Raw genomic sequence first — 16098 nt, forward strand, 5'->3', positions numbered from 1 at the left:
GGTATTTACTATGATGAATGAATCCCGGAAGTTATTAGAAAGTCTAGGTTATCCGTCCACTGACTCGAAGGAATTACCGACATCCACGAAGCGGTTCCCAGATGGGGCGCAGTATAGAATCGAACTACCAAGTACTGAAGGTCCTGTTGCCTTAAAAGAGACTTTAAAAGAACTTGACCGTCTTGGGATTACAGTTCATAGAATTTCTCAAGGAAGCGGTATAATGCTTCAAACAGATGAAGAAATCAAAGAGATGTGCGAACTTACTGCTGAGCGTGGAATTGAACTTAGTTTGTTTGTAGGTCCACGTGGTACATGGGATATCAGTGCTCAACCTTTCACTTCGGGAGGGAAATCGATAGGTAATCGCCATGAAGGTGCGGATCAGCTCGTTTATGCGATGGAAGATCTTAAGCGTGGTGCGAATTTAGGGCTGCGCGGTGCACTTGTAGCAGATGAAGGACTAGTACTTTTGACGAAGGAAATGAAAAAGGCAGGACAACTGCCAGAGGACTTCATTGTAAAAGCTTCTGTTCAAATTGGATCGGCAAATCCTGTGTCCGTAAAATTAATGCAAGATATTGGAGCTGATACGTATAATGTACCAACGGCTTTGACTCTATCAAAGTTAGCGTCTATTCGTCAGGCAATTGATATTCCGATTGATCTGTACATCGAAGCACCGGATAATTTGGGAGGATTCCTTCGCTATTACGAGATTCCAGAAATCATTCGTGTTCTTGCACCTGTATATATTAAGTTTGGCCTACGTAACCATCCAGACGTTTATCCTTCTGGTCAGCAGTTTGAGGCTCTGAATAATTCATTGGTCAAAGAGCGTGTTAGAAGAGCCTCTATTGGCATTCAAATGATTGAGCGGTACTGCCCTGAAGCGAAAACTTCAGAACTAGGTGCTGAGGGACTTGGCATTGCCAAAGTGAATACTTCAAATGTTTCTAATTAACAACCTGAATAATTGATGCGAATGAAACAGTAAATATGGTAGATGATCCTGGTAACTATTTGCGCCAGGATCATTTACTAATACCTTCTATTACAGCGGGAAGAAAGGTGAAGGTGGCTATGGGATATTCTTTTAAAGGTTATATGAGAAGCGATGGTTCAGCGGGAACTAGAAATAATATAGGGATTATCAGCTCAGTCATTTGCTCAAGTACTGTGACAAATGAAATTGCGAGTAAGATTGATTATGCGGTACCGATTGTTCACTCTAATGGTTGTGCACAATTAGGCGATGATTTCAGTGTCACAAAAAGTATGTTATCGGGAGTTGCAGAAAATCCAAACTTCCACAGTAATCTATTAATAGGCTTAGGATGTGAAACCAATCAAGTGACTGGTTTATTAGCGGCTATACCTAACGTTAAGCCGATTGATGGATTTAGCATTCAGCAAATGGCGGGTGGAACTAATACAGTTGCTAAAGGTGTTGCGATTGCCAGCGAATGGTCTAAAGACATCACTAATGAGCAAAGAACGGACCTACCAATTTCTAAGCTGAAAATCGGGGTCATTACAACGGATATGGACGAACAGACATTAGCAATAACTACTCCAGTTGTAAGCGCTTTAATTGATGAACTATTAGAAAACGATTCGACGGTTATTTGCAGTCTGACCAGAAGACTTGAACCGAGTGGCAAGATTCTTGCTACAAAAACTAAAGATACGCGATCAAAGGAAATGCTGAAAACACTGAGTGAAGGTCTTAATCGCCGTAGATGGGAAAATGATGAAGGCTATGCACTTTCAGTATTCTCTGATGAAGAGAAGAGCCTTGCTGCGCATGAAGCGAGACTATTAGGCTCTAAGGATTTGGTAGAACTTTTAAATATCAACGAAAAACCGTCCAATAGAGGATTATATCTTTTAAAATCATCTGACAATATTGTCGAAACGATTTCCAACTTCGTTTCGGTAGGATGCAATGTGGCGCTCATTATTTCAAAAGAAGGAATCCTAACAACTTCCAACGTTATCCCTTGTATTAGCCTAGCACCCTGTAATGAGAGTCAGATTCATCGTGATCATGTAGACTTTTATATAGCGCGAGGCAATGAAGAGAAACAAACAGTTACCCTTTTAGAAAAATTACTTCAAGTAAGCTCAGGGGAACTAACTGCATTAGAAGAATATGAATTAGGGGAATTTGCAATCCCGCATATTGGTACAACGTTCTGATGAAGGGGAGAGATAAGCATGGAAGTTAGTTACAACGCTTTAAAATTGCATCCAAAAGATAATGTGGCCGTTGCGTTAAAGCGGATTAGTGAAGGTGAAATAGTATTGATCAGTAATTTCGAAAGTAATCTAGTTGCCTTGGAGGAAATTCCCTACGGTCATAAAATATCGTTACATGTTATAAACGAAAACGAGGAAATTAAAAAATATGGAGAGTGTATGGGCAAGGCTACAAATGAGATTCTTGTAGCTTCTCATGTTCATGTACATAACGTTCGTGGTCTAAACGAAAACGAAAGACTGGAAATTATTAATCATGTAATGGAAGCCTAGAATCATAATCTTCTGCATACGGGGGAATCAAACATGAAGACATTCGACGGATATCGTAGACCTGACGGCAGCATTGGCGTCAGAAACCATGTGATCGTAATCAATACAGTTGGGGAATTAAGTGCACTTACTAGGAAAATAGCCAATTTGACTCCGGGTGTTATCCCAGTTATTCATCACGGAGGGGTAGCTCAATTCCCGGAAGATCATACACAGACATTACGAACGCTAGTAGGTACTGCTGGTCATTCTAATGTAAGCGCCACACTGGTAGTAGGCACAGAAAATGATCCAATAGCGCAAGAAATTTATAAAATTTTAAAGAAAAAGGGGAAGCCAGTCCATACAGTTTGTTTAAATAAGAACCAGAAAATACCGGAAATCCTGCATGAAGGCAGATCCTGGTTGTTGACGGCTTTAGAAAATAGTAAAAAAGAAGTTCGTGAGCAATGTGATATTACTGAACTAATTGTTGGATTAGAGTGCGGAGGATCAGATGCATGGTCCGGAATCACAGCCAATCCTTCTATAGGAGCATTTTCCGATATGATTGTCCGCGAGGGTGGTACAAGCGTCCTAGCAGAAACTACTGAAGCGATTGGAGCTGAGCATATTTTGGCAAGCAACGCGATAAATCGTGAAGTGGGAAGAGAGTTCTTGGATATTGTTCGAACTTACGAGCACCGAATAAAGCAGACCGGGGAAGATATCCGTTCCGCGAATCCAACCCCGGGCAATATGGCGGGCGGACTAACTACACTTGAAGAAAAGTCGCTTGGCTGTATAAAGAAAGGGGGCGGCACGCCTCTAAAAGAAGTCATTTCATATGCAGGAAAACCGACTGAGAAAGGTTTTGTGTTTATGGACACCCCTGGGTATGACGTTGAGTCGGTATGTGGATTAGCAGCAGGTGGTGCACAGATAGTGCTGTTCTCTACTGGTAAAGGATCCCCGACAGGCTCACCAATAGTTCCGGTTATTAAAATCGGTACAAACCCTAAAGTTTATGAGATCATGTCCGAACATATCGATATTAATGCAGGTAAAATCATAGACCAAAACAAAAGCATAAATGATATTGGTAAAGAGATTTTTGACAAAGTCATTACTGTATCCAATGGGGAAAAGACTGCAGCCGAGAATGAACTAAATCAAGAATTTGCCATTTGGAGACTAGCTGAAAGTATATAAGTAACCTTATTGCAGCTGAAGAGAATTAAAGTAAAATATTAGAGGGTGTGGAAACTTATGATAAAAAAGAACTTGGAGAGAATTCCTGGAGGTATGATGGTCGTACCTCTTCTTCTGGCAGCAGTTATTAACACATTCTTCCCTGAACTTCTGCGAATTGGTGGCTTTACTCAAGCGTTGTTCGTAGATTCTGTCCCAGTTTTAGCAGCGCTCTACCTTTTGACCGCGGGGGCCCAATTAAATGTTAGAAGTTTTGGCGTGAGTGTTGCAAAAGGTGCTACACTTCTTGGGATAAAGTGGTTTGTTGCCGGAGTCTTTACTTTCTTAGCATATTTCCTGGCTGGTCCAACCGGTTTGTGGCTCGGTTTAGCTCCGCTTGCAGTTATGGCAGCTATGTCTAATAGTAATGGAATTGTCTACATGGCAGTAGCTTCACAATATGGTAATAAAGAAGATAAAGCTGCTTATTCTGTACTTGTATTAAATGATGGGCCCCTTCTAACTATGGTAGCTTTATCAATATTCGGAGCTATGGGATTCGTTGAAGGAATGTTTTCCGCGACTGCTTTCATTACAGTATTGCTTCCGTTAGTTATTGGAGTCATCATCGGTAATACAGATATGGAACTAAGGGATATGTTGGTGAAAGGATCAGATATCATCATCCCTTTCCTATCATTCGCATTGGGTATGGGCATCAACTTAACGGATGTTGTAAAAGGTGGCTCGAGCGGCATTCTTCTTGGTGTTGCTACAGTCGTATTCACTGGAGGAGCAGCTTACCTGGTATTTAAAGCGTTGGGGTGGAATCCCATCGTCGGAGCCGCAGAAGGAACTACAGCGGGAAATGCAGTCATGGTACCCGGTGTCATTGCTGCTGCCAATGCATCGTTTTTGAGCGTTGCACCACTGGCTACTGTTCAAGTTGCAGCCTCGGCTGTTACAACAGCAATTCTGATTCCGATTGTACTTGCATTATTAGTGAAATACACAAAGGTTGAAGGTGAATCTATAGCTTTAGAAGATCAAGAAACTGTTCATCAAATAAATAGTGCAATAAGTGAGAATAAGGAATTTGCATTTGCAGGGAAGATTGCCGATATGGATGTTAGTAAGGTTTCGACAGAATCGTATGACAAAGGATCGCCTCTAAGAAAATAGTACTAGGCATTCTAATAATAATTTTTTACATATTTTTATGGTGTGGAACAGTTTTGCTGATTTATAGTTATTCAAAAGATGGCTCACAATGAAACCAAGGTATTAATCTTGAAAACTCATTGTGAGCTGTCTTTTTTTATGAAAAATAATGTTTCGAATGATCGAAATATAAACAAAAGAGATACAAATGAATTTCATAATTCAAAGCTTTGGTCTTAACCTTTTCAATGCATCAAAATGAAGTGCCACCACAAAATCTGTATAATGATAGTCGATTAAACGATCTGTGATCGGTGTTAGATATGCATTTGTCGCAATCTATAATAAGTTTACAAATGCAAAAAAATGCACGCTCGAAAAGGAGAACTGGGCATTTACAGACTAGATGAAATTATACTGGAACAGTTATACAGTCATAAGACAAGCGTCAGGCTACGACACTAGACGGTTCCTTAACAGAAGAATAATTCACATTGTTCAAAAGTGATGCGAACCTACCTTATAACCCGAAAATCTAGAGAAGAAACACTATATAAATAACACATTCCTTACAAAACATTTACACAGCCTTCTCCGTATATTAATAAACTTCTAGTAGAGTAAAGTTGATTACAAATACAGGAGGTTGTTAATTGTTGAAGAAGATGAGTAAGACCATCGTACCCGTAGTAGCACTATCGGCAGCATTAATAGGTGGAGCCGTTTGGACTGGGAATTATTCAGCGAGTTCAGCTGACGAAGTGAAACAAGATGACGCGCCAGAGATCAAGAACGTCATATTCTTGATTGGAGATGGCATGGGGAGCTCCTATACATCCGCTTATCGTTACTTCAAAGATGATCCGACTACCCCTGAGATAGAGTTAACAGCGTTCGATCAACATCTAGTGGGACAACAAATGACGTATCCTGATGATGACGAAGAAACGATTACAGATTCAGCGTCTGCAGCCACGGCTATGTCGTCTGGTGTCAAAACATACAATAACGCAATTGCGGTAGATAAACAGAAAGAGCGTGTGCAAACTGTCCTTGAAGCGGCAAAAGAAGCAGGGAAATCGACTGGGCTCGTCGCTACTTCTGAAATTACACATGCCACCCCAGCCGCTTACGGTGCCCATAATGAAAGTAGAAAGAATATGGATGAGATTGCCGATGATTATTACAATGAACGCATCAATGGCGAGCATACAATCGATGTCCTTCTCGGCGGTGGGAAAAAACACTTTGTCAGAGAAGACTTGAGTCATGCACACTCATTTGAACTGGATGGCTATGGATATGTCACGACGAAAGAAGAATTAGTGGAAAATAAGAATGATAAAATACTGGGATTGTTCGCGGATGGCGGCATGCCCAAAATGATCGACCGTCCAGCAGAAACACCTTCGCTGGAAGAGATGACAGAAGCGGCGATTGAGCGATTGAAGAAAAACGAAGAAGGATTTTTCCTCATGGTTGAAGGCAGCCAAATCGACTGGGCGGGGCATGACAATGATATTGTCGGTGCGATGAGTGAAATGGAAGACTTCGAGAAAGCATTCCAGACAGCGATCGAATTTGCGGAACAAGATGAGCATACAATAGTCATTGCTACGGCGGATCATTCAACTGGAGGATTCTCCATAGGGGCGGATGGCGTATATAATTGGTCAGCTGATGCGATCAAAGCAGTGAAACGTACACCGGCATTCATTTCACAACAGATTGCAGACGGCAACGATGTAGAAGAGACATTGATACGCTACATTGACCAAGAAAGTTTTCCGTTAGAACAGAAAGAAATAGAAGCAGTTCAAGCGGCAGGTACAGAGGCCGGTGATATTGAAACGGCTATCAAACACATCATCGACACACGCTCCTATACGGGGTGGACAACCGGTGGACATACTGGTGAAGATGTACCTGTTTATGCATATGGACCGTCTAAAGAGCGCTTTACAGGTTTGTTAGATAATACCGATCATGCGAATATCATTTTTGACATGATTACGGGTAAGAAGTAAGTTTATGTATTATGGAATGAATGAAAAAAGCGCCTTCCTATCGTCAAGATGGGAAGGCGTTTACTTATGATTACTCGAAACTCCAATACTTCGAGTGCTGGCGGATAACAGCTTGAACAGCTTCTTCTTCATGAGGGAATAATGTCTCTACTGGTACATCAAAACCTTCCATGAACGGATCTTCTACATCGGTTTTTATTCCGCTTAAAGCTTCTACAATTGCTAATGAACAGAATGGAACGTAAGCTGCACTATATCCACCTTCGTGACATAATACTAAACGACCGTCACAATGCTTATCTGCAAGGTCTTTCATGAAATTAGCAAATCGTCTGAAACCATCCGATGTCACCATCATACGTGCCAAAGGATCAAAGAAGTTTGGATCTTGGCCGGCAGATACGATGATCAGCTCTGGCTTAAATTGATCAACAATCGGCCTTACAATCTTTTCAAACGCGTTCATATAACCAGCATTTCCTGTACCGGCAGGCAACGGAATATTCACGTTATACCCTTCACCTTTTCCTTCACCAGTATGCTCTACAAATCCGCGTCCAGCAGGGAATAAACGATCTTGATGGAGCGAAATGAACAATGTATTGTCATCTTCATAGAATGCTTGTTCGGTTCCGTTACCATGGTGTACGTCCCAATCAAGGACGAGTATGCGTTCTAAATTATACTTTCGTTTAGCATGTTTTGCAGCAATTGCCACATTATTAAATAAGCAGAACCCCATACCTTCTTGTGCTTCCGCGTGGTGACCAGGGGGCCTAGTTAATGCGTAAACATTTTGTACATCGCCATCCATAACAGAATCCACAGCCGTCATGGCCCCACCAGCAGATAAGAGGGCAATTTCATAAGAGCCTCTACCTACAATAGCGATTTGACCAGCATCGCCACCGTTTGCTGCACTTAGCTCTTGAACTTTATCAATATAACTTGGTAAGTGGAATAACTCAATATCTTCTCTAGTTGCACGTTTTGGAGCAATGGATTCTAGTTGGGGAGTCAAACCGCAAATATCCATCAGATTTTTGAAGCGTCTCTTTGTTTCTGGATCTTCACCGTACGTGTGGCTTTGTACATAGCCACCAGATGCTAAATGTAATGCACCCGATCCATTATCATGCCAGAAATAGCTTTCATCGTAAATAAATCCTGTTTTCTTCATTTGACTTCCTCCTCTTAACCTCTGTAATATTGGTGTTGTACTAATTATGCCGAATTATTAGATTAGTGTATATTACACAAAAGGATAACATTTCTACTCATTTTCAAAGAACGTCATGATGTAGTTGGTGACCAATTTATCGTAGTACTGGAGGAAATTATATGAATTTAGCGAAGAAGGATTATCAAAGTATTATTAATATAATTAATCAAACTCACTATGATTCCAATGTTATACAATCATCACTCTCCAAGTCATTTGCGTTACATCACTCATTATTGTGGCATGCGGATACAAAAGGTAATATGCATAATCTGAAATTCTATAATTTCGATGAACAGATGATGCTTGACTATACGGAAGTTCACTACACGAATGACGTTATGCATCCCCAAAAGCACTTATCTAAACTAGCGGATACTCAAGAAACAGTGTATAGAATAAAAGAAGTAACCACTCCTGGAGAACTGGACAAGTCATTGTACAATCAGTTTTTCGAAAGCCATCAAATAATTGATCAAATGGTCATGTACTTTGCGACATCCACTACCATATATGGCGGTATTGGCTTTGTGAGGTTTAAAGGGGATAAGCCTTTCACACGGAGGGATAAAGCTATACTACAAACACTTTCCGTACACCTGCAGCACGTAGTGAAGAATACATTAAACACACGGAAAGCTGAGACGAAGAATACTATGATCGATACAGTTGCTACACATCAAGCGAATCTCTCCAATAGAGAATTAGAAGTCTTCGAGTTAGTCACCAAAGGATATAGTAACCAAGAGATTGCGAATCAATTATGGATCACGATCAATACTGTAAAGAAACATCTACGAAATATGTATGAGAAGTACGAAGTCAATAGTCGAACAAGTTTGATTTATAAGTTGGAAGGATTGTCAAATACATGACGAGCTATATGAAAGCGCTATCCTGAATCTGAAGTAATAAAACGTCATAAAAAAGAAGTTACAGCTCAAAACACGAGCTGTAACTTCTTTTTTTGTGCGCAAATATAAACAAATAAAAAATAAAAATAAAAAGCAGTATCCTTTTTGAAAATACTCTCTATATGACTAATGAAAGAGAAAATAATCAGACAGGGGCGTGAGAATTTGAAACGACCAATCCAAGATGTCAGAATACCGTTTTCGCCAAAATTCGCAGCAGTGGTCGGCATTAACGAAGCATTATTTCTGCAACAACTGCATTATCGATTACAGATCTCAACCAATATCAATCAAGGCCATAAGTGGGTGTATAACACCTACAAGCAATGGACGGATGAGTTTCCTTGCTGGACGATTCATCTGATTAAACGACTCATCACCAAACTTGAAAAAGAAGGATTGATCATTACATCTGAGTATAACAAAATGCCGATGGACAGAACGAAGTGGTATCGAATTGATTACGAAAAGCTGTCACAGCAAGGGGGTGGTTTTGTACCCTTCGAGCAGACGGAATCAGTCTACTCAGAAGAGCAAAACCGTCTGTCAGAGAAGAGCGTTTTGCTCCCAGCAATAACCAAAGAACTTAAACAAACGACAAAGAATACAAGAGCTAGCGAGAAAAATCTCGCCACTATTTCTTCTGTCATTGACTATTTAAACCAAAAAGCGTTCAAGCGATTCAAGCACAATACGCATACGACGATGAACCTTCTCCATGAGCGTATCGAAGAAGGCTACACACTGGACGATTTCAAATTAGTGATTGATACGAAGGCGGCGCAATGGCTCCATCACCCACAATTTCGTCACTACTTACAACCATCCACATTATTCAAAGCAGAGAAATTTGAAAACTATTTGAATGAAGCCCCAGCTGAAATGGCTCGATCGATTGAATTGGAAGCCTATCTATCACCCACATTAGATTTTGAAAAAGGAGAGAATGCATATGAGCTACGAACTTGCTGAAAAGAGCTTACTAGGTGCCATGTTTGAAGAAAATTATTTAATTCTCGATAGTCACATGCAAGCGAAATTTTTCCAGGGGCATGTTCATCAAATGATCTACATGGTCATGAGGGATTTGGCGCAGAAAGGAAAACCGGTAGACTATATTACCGTTATGACTGGAAGAGAACCAAGCGAGCTCGGAGGAGTCAATTACGTATATGGGCTCAAACGATTTGCGAATGTCGTACGTTTTGATGAATACGAAGAAATGCTTATCAACCAATGGAAAAAGCAAGAAACGGCACGAATTTTACAGCAAGCGATTGAACATGAGTGGAGCACGGATGACGTACTGCGTGCTTTAGGTGAACTAGAAGAACTCCGTAGCAGTAGAGAAGCGACAACTTTAACGGAACATCTACTCACACAATATGAAAGACCATTCAGACCGGATGAAACCAAGCCTGGCATCTCAACAGGACTTAGCGATTTGGATAAAATCTTGAACGGCTTCCAAAACTGTGAATATGTCATCGTCGCGGCTCGGCCATCGATGGGAAAAACGGACCTGCTTAACCATTTCGCACTACAGGCCAGCAAAGATGGACATATGCCGATCATCTTCTCACTTGAAATGAGCCGTAAATCGATGATTGATCGAATGATCGCTTCGACAGGTGAATACAATCGCTTACGAATGCGCAATCCGTATAAATATTTCACCGAACCACAAAAAGATCGATGGACATCCACGTTGAATCGCTTGAATGGTGGGGGGATCCATATTGACGACCAAAGCACGTTAACCGTTAGAAAAATTAAAGCAAAAGCACGGAATATCATTAAAACCAATCCGACAAAACGACCGATTATATTCATTGATTACTTACAAATCATTCGTTCTGAAGGCAATGTAAGCAATCAAACGGTAGCAATCGGACAGATCAGCAATGATTTAAAAGCAATGGCAAAAGAGTTCAACTGTCCAGTCGTCGTTTTATCGCAGCTATCAAGAGCATCTGAAATGCGGCATGATAAACATCCCGTCATGAGTGACTTGCGTGACTCAGGAAATATTGAACAAGACGCTGACGTCATCGCGCTTCTCCATCGTGAAGATTATTACGACAGAGATAAAGCACCGACAAATTTAATGGAAATTGAAATTGCTAAACACCGCAACGGACCAACCGGCACGATCACGACCATCTACAGCAAAGAAACCGGCAAGCTATACGATTTCGATCAAGACCACTACCAAAGGAGAGAAAACAGATGATCACTGTTCAAGACATGTTTGACTACGCACTAGAAATGGATTTATCCCACTTGGCCCACAGCATTTACTGGGCCTTACAAAAAGATCATGTGACATTCTACGACGACAGTAAAAAACTACAAGCCATCGAATTCGATGAAGTGGAAATTCAGCGAATGATGGAGAAAAACGAATTGAATATCGGCACAGTTAAATTATTTGTGATCGACGGTCGTGATGACTGGTACGCCTTTTATCTAGCAGAACATTCACTGGATGCCTTCCGACTACATGAAGAATTATTTCGAGAAAAGCACCGCAATATCACACGAGCCGACCGACTGATGATCCCCTACATGACCTTTGCGGAAACCGGTGTCGAAGAATGCCTGTATGAGCATAGGAAAGAGATTATTACGTACCCAGCGTATGTGGGTCACGCCAAAGCGGGAGAGCGTGTGTTGTATATGGCGGAGGTGGGCGCATGACGCAAGAAGAACGGGGCGTACTGATCTTAGTGATTTGCCTGCGCTCGAATTATTCGATGCGTTATGTAGAGCAGATGGGGGACGACGAGTTGGCGGCGTTGTACGAGAGGATTGTAGCCGAGTGGTAAATGAAATCCGCTGCGTCATAGGCGGAAGTAAAAGTTATATGAATATAATTGAATCTAATTACCCATATATTTAGATAATTTAAAATGATACCTTATACATAAGGGTATTCCATAACCCTCCTAGGCTATCGCCACCAAAGGAGAATATAAGATGAAAATAGAAGAACTTAAGCACACCGATTGGATCAACAAAAACAAAATTATGGCGCTTAGCTTTGGACTGGCGGCAGGACTTGGACTCCTTGCTCAAATTCTACTTCAGTCATCGATAATTATTATTACATCGGTTGCCATTCCGTTCGTCGTCGCCATCCTTTTTTACGTATTTATGAACACATCCACTTTCATCGCGAAATACTTTCCGTACATTTTGGTCTTTTTAACATTTTGCATTTCCATGAGTCTAATACTCTTCTCGAGTGCGAACTTAGGGACGATCGGTGTAATCTATTTGGTCTTAGTATTAGGTGCCGTGCATGGGAAAATGCGTATTATTGGATTTGCCTACGTATTGAGTTTACTTGCATTACTCGTGAACAATAAATATTTTATATCACCTGAGATTATTATTGGAAGCGGTTCCAACTTGCTTCTTCTTCAATTTCTCACAGCACTTTGTTTGTTTTTATTGGTTAGACAGAATGATCGAGTCTTTCAACATGTAGAAGAGCTATTAGCACTGACATCGCAGAAAGCCGAAGAGGAACAAGTGCTGTTTGAGGAGCTGGATACAGCGGTGACGAAAATCACGTCTAATCTAGCATTTATTCAAACGAATGCGGCCAGATCCACTACTTCTCAGCGTGAAATGTTAGAGGCGGTCAATGAAGTAAGTTCAGGCAGTCAACATCAAGCCGATCATATTGCGGAGATTGCGGAAAATGCAGAACAAACACATGAAGCGATTCAAGAGATCTCGACAGGACTTGTTGAACTTGGTGACAAAACGAACGACGCAGGGAGTAAAGCGGAAGCAGGAACTGCTCAAATGAATCGATTGAAAGACAGTCTGGATACATTTGCCGAATTCTTTACAGATTTGAATGATACATTCGGTATTCTTTCTAGTAAAATTGACGAGACAAATGCATTTGCCAGTTCGATTAAACAAATTACAGAGCAAACGAACTTATTGGCCTTAAATGCATCGATTGAAGCCGCACGTGCAGGCGAACACGGTAAAGGCTTTGCGGTTGTGGCGGATGAAATTCGTAAACTGGCGAGATTAACGGATGAGACACTTAAGAAAATCGACACGAATTTAGTGGAGTTAAATAGTACAAATACGATTGCGGTTGGAAAATTACACGAAGGCTTGAAGCAACTGACGATGCAAAACAGTGTGGCGGATGAATCCAGTGCATCCTTTGGTATGTTGCATCACGTCATGTCCACTTTGCAAAACGAGTTAGCTACATTCATCCGTGAATTTGATATCATTACTGGACGAACATTGACGATTCGTGAACGCACAGTAGAATTCGCTGCGGTAGTAGAGCAGAGTACGGCGGCAGTGGAAGAATTAAATGCCACGCTGACGGAATTGGCAGGGGAGCAAGAAGAAATTGCTAACTATATTCATGAAACACATGACGAAGCCATTGCCATCCGTAGAACATAATATGCATTTGCAAATTAACACCACAGCAGCACATAAAAGAAGTTACACTCGAAAACAAGAGATGTAACTTCTTTTGTCTGTAGTTTTCTCTTTCAATTAAAAGTAACTTCCCATATATAGAGACAATTCTTAAGATTACCATTAGTATTGTATCTGTAAGGTGGCTTTGTCGTTCATCAAAGCGACGTACATGTAAATGATTGTATCGTTAGAGGTGTATAAATGGGATTGTTTTTCACGGTTATTTTACCGATTATTTCAGTATTCATAGTAGGATTCATATTACAAAGAGTCAAAGGCTTACATATTAAATCAATTTCTTCACTTTCAATTTACATACTATCGCCAGCTCTTGTCTTTTCGTCTTTATATAAGGCCGATTTCAATGCGAGCTATATGACGATCCTGATTTATATGTTTGCACTTTTTTATGCGATGGTGTTACTCAATAAAATTATGGCGAAAATCTTTAAATGGAATAAAAAAGTAGAAAGTGCCTCGATCCTAGCTACAGGTTTTATGAATTCTGGAAACTACGGTTTACCAGTCGTGTTATTTAGTTTAGGAGAAAAAGCACTACCGTATGCCATATTCATCATGGTCATACAATCACTGCAAAATAATTTCTTTGGCGTCTATTATGCGTCACGCAGTACGAGTGGCATCGGTCGATCCATCAAAATGGTCTTCAAAATGCCGACAACGTATGCTGCGATTTTCGCTTTCGTTTTTCAGTATTTCCACATTACGGTGCCGGAATCCATTATGTCTACGACGTCCATGGTCGGGGACGCTGCGATTCCGGTCATGATGATTATGCTAGGTATGCAACTAGGATCGGTTATTCGTAAGAAGCCAAATTGGCAAGTAGTCATTTCAGGCGTTGTCTTGAAAATGGTCATTGCACCAATACTTGCGTTTATTTTCGTGCTGTTCGTAGGAATGGATCCCCTAGTAGGGACGGTCCTCATCATTATTTCCGCAATGCCTACAGCGGCCACAACGACGATGTATGCGATTGAATTTGATACCGAGCCGGAACTGGTTTCCATGATCACGTTAATTTCTACGCTACTGAGTATTATCACGTTAAGTATTTTGTTGAATGTCATTATTTGAACGAACTAGTGGTCAATAGATTCATAAAATCCCAAAATAAAAAGAAGTTGGAGCCGGAACTGGCTTCAGCTTCTATTTCGTTGAGATTAACTTCAGTTATGACTTTGGCAAATTAATTGTAAAGGTTGTCCCTTTGCCAATCTCAGTATATAGTAATAAGTTTCCACTATGATCTCTAATGATTTTTTCACAGATCAACAACCCTAACCCAGTTCCATCTACTTTTGACGACACGAAGGGGTCACCTATTTGACTTAGAATTTCGTCTGGGATACCATTACCATTATCGGAAACATCGATTGTAACGTGATCAAGATCATCTTTCACAATAAGCATGATGGTTCCAGTTTCCATAGCCTCAATCGCATTTTTGATTAAGTTAATAAACACTTGTCTTATTTTCAGTTCATCGCCAAAAATCGTCATCTGGTCGTTATCCGATGTCACGTGCATATTAATCGCTTTCATGTCCATATCCGATTCCATCTGAACCTTAACAACTTCGATTAATTCTGAAATATTGATCACCTTTTGATTGACCACATGTGTTTCAGCTAAGGATAAAAATTTAGATGCTGTTTGTTCTATTTCTGTTAACCCATTTTTGATACCATCAAATTGTGCTTGACTAGCTGCACTACGATCACTAGCAGTGAGATCCAACAATTGTAAACGCCCTTGAACAACAGTAAGAGAGTTGCGAAGTTCGTGTGCAATGATGGAAGCCAATTTTCCAGTGATGTCTAATTTATCTCTACGGGTATCATGGTTTCGTAGTTCATTTTCAAACTTGAGTTGTTTTGAAACTCCTTTAAAATGAACAGGCTCTTTTTTATATAAATGCGAAGGTAAGAAATTCGTGTCTGTCATATGGTATTCATGCGTTTGCAAAAGTTCAATTAAGAGTGAACCAGATAAAGATAAACTATCATACGCGCATACATTGATGTAATTCCTTGTGATCTTCGCTACTCTAGAGAAAAAGTCATCAAAATTTTGTTCATGTAAAGCTACAGAAGGAATCAATGTTTTTATATTTTGAGGCCGCCATGTCACCAATCCCCACCCGCGGAGAACATTTCCTTCTATAATATGCGGATCAAAAAAGTCATTTAAATTCTTTAAAACAGCTTCTGCATTAAAGTTATCATGCGTTTCATATGCCATATCGGTATCGACAAAATAAATATGATCCATTTGCTCTTCCGTATAACCCGCATTTCGAAGATTCTCCTTAACGGCAGCGAAACTCGTGGGTTGATCGACATATAAAATGATGTGGTTTTTATCCAATCCTTCAGCTACATAGGAAGTAGCATGTTCTATATACATGCTACGATCTGTGTACGTATACACCACATGGCCTACTAGTAAAGACTCTATGCCTTTAGTAAGTTCCATTTTTCTATTAGCATCGATTGAATGTGTAATATAAAAAACTCCTCTCTGTATAACAAATATAATTATAACATCTTATTTACTATAACGACCTATAATTTTG

15 protein-coding genes are annotated in these 16098 nt (G+C 40.4%); 13 read left to right on the forward strand and 2 right to left on the reverse strand.

Annotated elements, in window-relative coordinates:
* Positions 1 to 13 precede the first annotated feature (13 nt).
* The 6 genes from CSV64_RS06810 to CSV64_RS06835 all read left to right on the forward strand — a co-directional run bounded on the left by CSV64_RS06810 (position 14) and on the right by CSV64_RS06835 (position 6893).
* On the forward strand, positions 14 to 964 hold the full coding sequence (locus CSV64_RS06810) for a U32 family peptidase (RefSeq protein ID WP_085429064.1): 951 nt from the start codon (positions 14 to 16) through the stop codon (positions 962 to 964).
* Positions 965 to 999: 35 nt separating this feature from the next.
* Complete coding sequence (locus CSV64_RS06815) at positions 1000 to 2202, forward strand: UxaA family hydrolase (RefSeq protein WP_099633990.1); 1203 nt, start codon at positions 1000 to 1002, stop codon at positions 2200 to 2202.
* Positions 2203 to 2220: 18 nt separating this feature from the next.
* Complete coding sequence (locus tag CSV64_RS06820; RefSeq protein ID WP_099633991.1) at positions 2221 to 2535, forward strand: UxaA family hydrolase; 315 nt, start codon at positions 2221 to 2223, stop codon at positions 2533 to 2535.
* 33 nt (positions 2536 to 2568) lie between these two features.
* Positions 2569 to 3726, forward strand: coding sequence for a UxaA family hydrolase (locus tag CSV64_RS06825; protein WP_099633992.1), 1158 nt, complete (start codon positions 2569 to 2571; stop codon positions 3724 to 3726).
* A gap of 57 nt (positions 3727 to 3783) precedes the next feature.
* Complete coding sequence (locus tag CSV64_RS06830) at positions 3784 to 4887, forward strand: 2-keto-3-deoxygluconate permease (RefSeq protein ID WP_099633993.1); 1104 nt, start codon at positions 3784 to 3786, stop codon at positions 4885 to 4887.
* A gap of 632 nt (positions 4888 to 5519) precedes the next feature.
* Entirely contained in the window at positions 5520 to 6893 is a 1374-nt protein-coding gene (locus CSV64_RS06835; protein WP_369823507.1) for an alkaline phosphatase, read from the forward strand.
* A gap of 70 nt (positions 6894 to 6963) precedes the next feature.
* Here CSV64_RS06835 and CSV64_RS06840 read toward each other — a convergent pair whose 3' ends face one another.
* Positions 6964 to 8073, reverse strand: a complete 1110-nt coding sequence (locus CSV64_RS06840) for a class II histone deacetylase (protein ID WP_099633994.1) — start codon at positions 8071 to 8073, stop codon at positions 6964 to 6966.
* A gap of 161 nt (positions 8074 to 8234) precedes the next feature.
* On the opposite strand from CSV64_RS06840, the gene CSV64_RS06845 reads away from it, so the two are divergent.
* The 7 genes from CSV64_RS06845 to CSV64_RS06870 all read left to right on the forward strand — a co-directional run bounded on the left by CSV64_RS06845 (position 8235) and on the right by CSV64_RS06870 (position 14597).
* A complete protein-coding gene (locus tag CSV64_RS06845; RefSeq protein ID WP_099633995.1) occupies positions 8235 to 8990 on the forward strand; it encodes a helix-turn-helix domain-containing protein in 756 nt (251 codons plus the stop codon).
* Positions 8991 to 9194: 204 nt separating this feature from the next.
* Positions 9195 to 10001 carry a conserved phage C-terminal domain-containing protein gene (locus CSV64_RS06850; RefSeq protein WP_158233010.1) on the forward strand — a complete coding sequence of 269 codons (807 nt, stop codon included), beginning with the start codon at positions 9195 to 9197 and terminating at the stop codon, positions 9999 to 10001.
* Positions 9982 to 11262: a replicative DNA helicase gene (locus tag CSV64_RS06855; protein ID WP_158233011.1), complete on the forward strand. Its 1281-nt coding sequence runs from the start codon at positions 9982 to 9984 to the stop codon at positions 11260 to 11262. The genes CSV64_RS06850 and CSV64_RS06855 overlap by 20 nt, the downstream gene beginning before the upstream one ends.
* Complete coding sequence (locus tag CSV64_RS06860) at positions 11259 to 11729, forward strand: hypothetical protein (RefSeq protein ID WP_099633998.1); 471 nt, start codon at positions 11259 to 11261, stop codon at positions 11727 to 11729. The genes CSV64_RS06855 and CSV64_RS06860 overlap by 4 nt, the downstream gene beginning before the upstream one ends.
* Positions 11726 to 11857, forward strand: a complete 132-nt coding sequence (locus CSV64_RS16955; protein WP_255397623.1) for a hypothetical protein — start codon at positions 11726 to 11728, stop codon at positions 11855 to 11857. Before CSV64_RS06860 ends, CSV64_RS16955 begins: the two co-directional genes overlap by 4 nt.
* 151 nt (positions 11858 to 12008) lie before the next feature.
* The gene (locus tag CSV64_RS06865; protein ID WP_099633999.1) at positions 12009 to 13478 is read left to right on the forward strand and encodes a methyl-accepting chemotaxis protein; all 1470 of its coding nucleotides are present in this window, start codon (positions 12009 to 12011) and stop codon (positions 13476 to 13478) included.
* 222 nt (positions 13479 to 13700) lie between these two features.
* Complete coding sequence (locus CSV64_RS06870; protein ID WP_099634000.1) at positions 13701 to 14597, forward strand: AEC family transporter; 897 nt, start codon at positions 13701 to 13703, stop codon at positions 14595 to 14597.
* 96 nt (positions 14598 to 14693) lie between these two features.
* Here the strand turns inward: CSV64_RS06870 and CSV64_RS06875 are convergent, their stop codons facing one another.
* Complete coding sequence (locus CSV64_RS06875; RefSeq protein WP_158233012.1) at positions 14694 to 15953, reverse strand: ATP-binding protein; 1260 nt, start codon at positions 15951 to 15953, stop codon at positions 14694 to 14696.
* Positions 15954 to 16098: the final 145 nt, after the last annotated feature.

The sequence above is a fragment of the Sporosarcina sp. P32b genome (assembly GCF_002743335.1).
Taxonomy (GTDB): Bacteria; Bacillota; Bacilli; order Bacillales_A; family Planococcaceae; genus Sporosarcina.

Excerpts from the sequence above, each read along its gene's own strand:
- CSV64_RS06810 (WP_085429064.1), top strand. The coding sequence starts at position 14 with ATGAATGAATCCCGGAAGTTATTAGAAAGTCTAGGTTATCCGTCCACT.
- CSV64_RS06815 (WP_099633990.1), top strand. The coding sequence starts at position 1,000 with ATGGTAGATGATCCTGGTAACTATTTGCGCCAGGATCATTTACTAATA.
- CSV64_RS06820 (WP_099633991.1), top strand. The coding sequence starts at position 2,221 with ATGGAAGTTAGTTACAACGCTTTAAAATTGCATCCAAAAGATAATGTG.
- CSV64_RS06825 (WP_099633992.1), top strand. The coding sequence starts at position 2,569 with ATGAAGACATTCGACGGATATCGTAGACCTGACGGCAGCATTGGCGTC.
- CSV64_RS06830 (WP_099633993.1), top strand. The coding sequence starts at position 3,784 with ATGATAAAAAAGAACTTGGAGAGAATTCCTGGAGGTATGATGGTCGTA.
- CSV64_RS06840 (WP_099633994.1), bottom strand. The coding sequence starts at position 8,073 with ATGAAGAAAACAGGATTTATTTACGATGAAAGCTATTTCTGGCATGAT.
- CSV64_RS06845 (WP_099633995.1), top strand. The coding sequence starts at position 8,235 with ATGAATTTAGCGAAGAAGGATTATCAAAGTATTATTAATATAATTAAT.
- CSV64_RS06855 (WP_158233011.1), top strand. The coding sequence starts at position 9,982 with ATGAGCTACGAACTTGCTGAAAAGAGCTTACTAGGTGCCATGTTTGAA.
- CSV64_RS06860 (WP_099633998.1), top strand. The coding sequence starts at position 11,259 with ATGATCACTGTTCAAGACATGTTTGACTACGCACTAGAAATGGATTTA.
- CSV64_RS16955 (WP_255397623.1), top strand. The coding sequence starts at position 11,726 with ATGACGCAAGAAGAACGGGGCGTACTGATCTTAGTGATTTGCCTGCGC.
- CSV64_RS06865 (WP_099633999.1), top strand. The coding sequence starts at position 12,009 with ATGAAAATAGAAGAACTTAAGCACACCGATTGGATCAACAAAAACAAA.
- CSV64_RS06870 (WP_099634000.1), top strand. The coding sequence starts at position 13,701 with ATGGGATTGTTTTTCACGGTTATTTTACCGATTATTTCAGTATTCATA.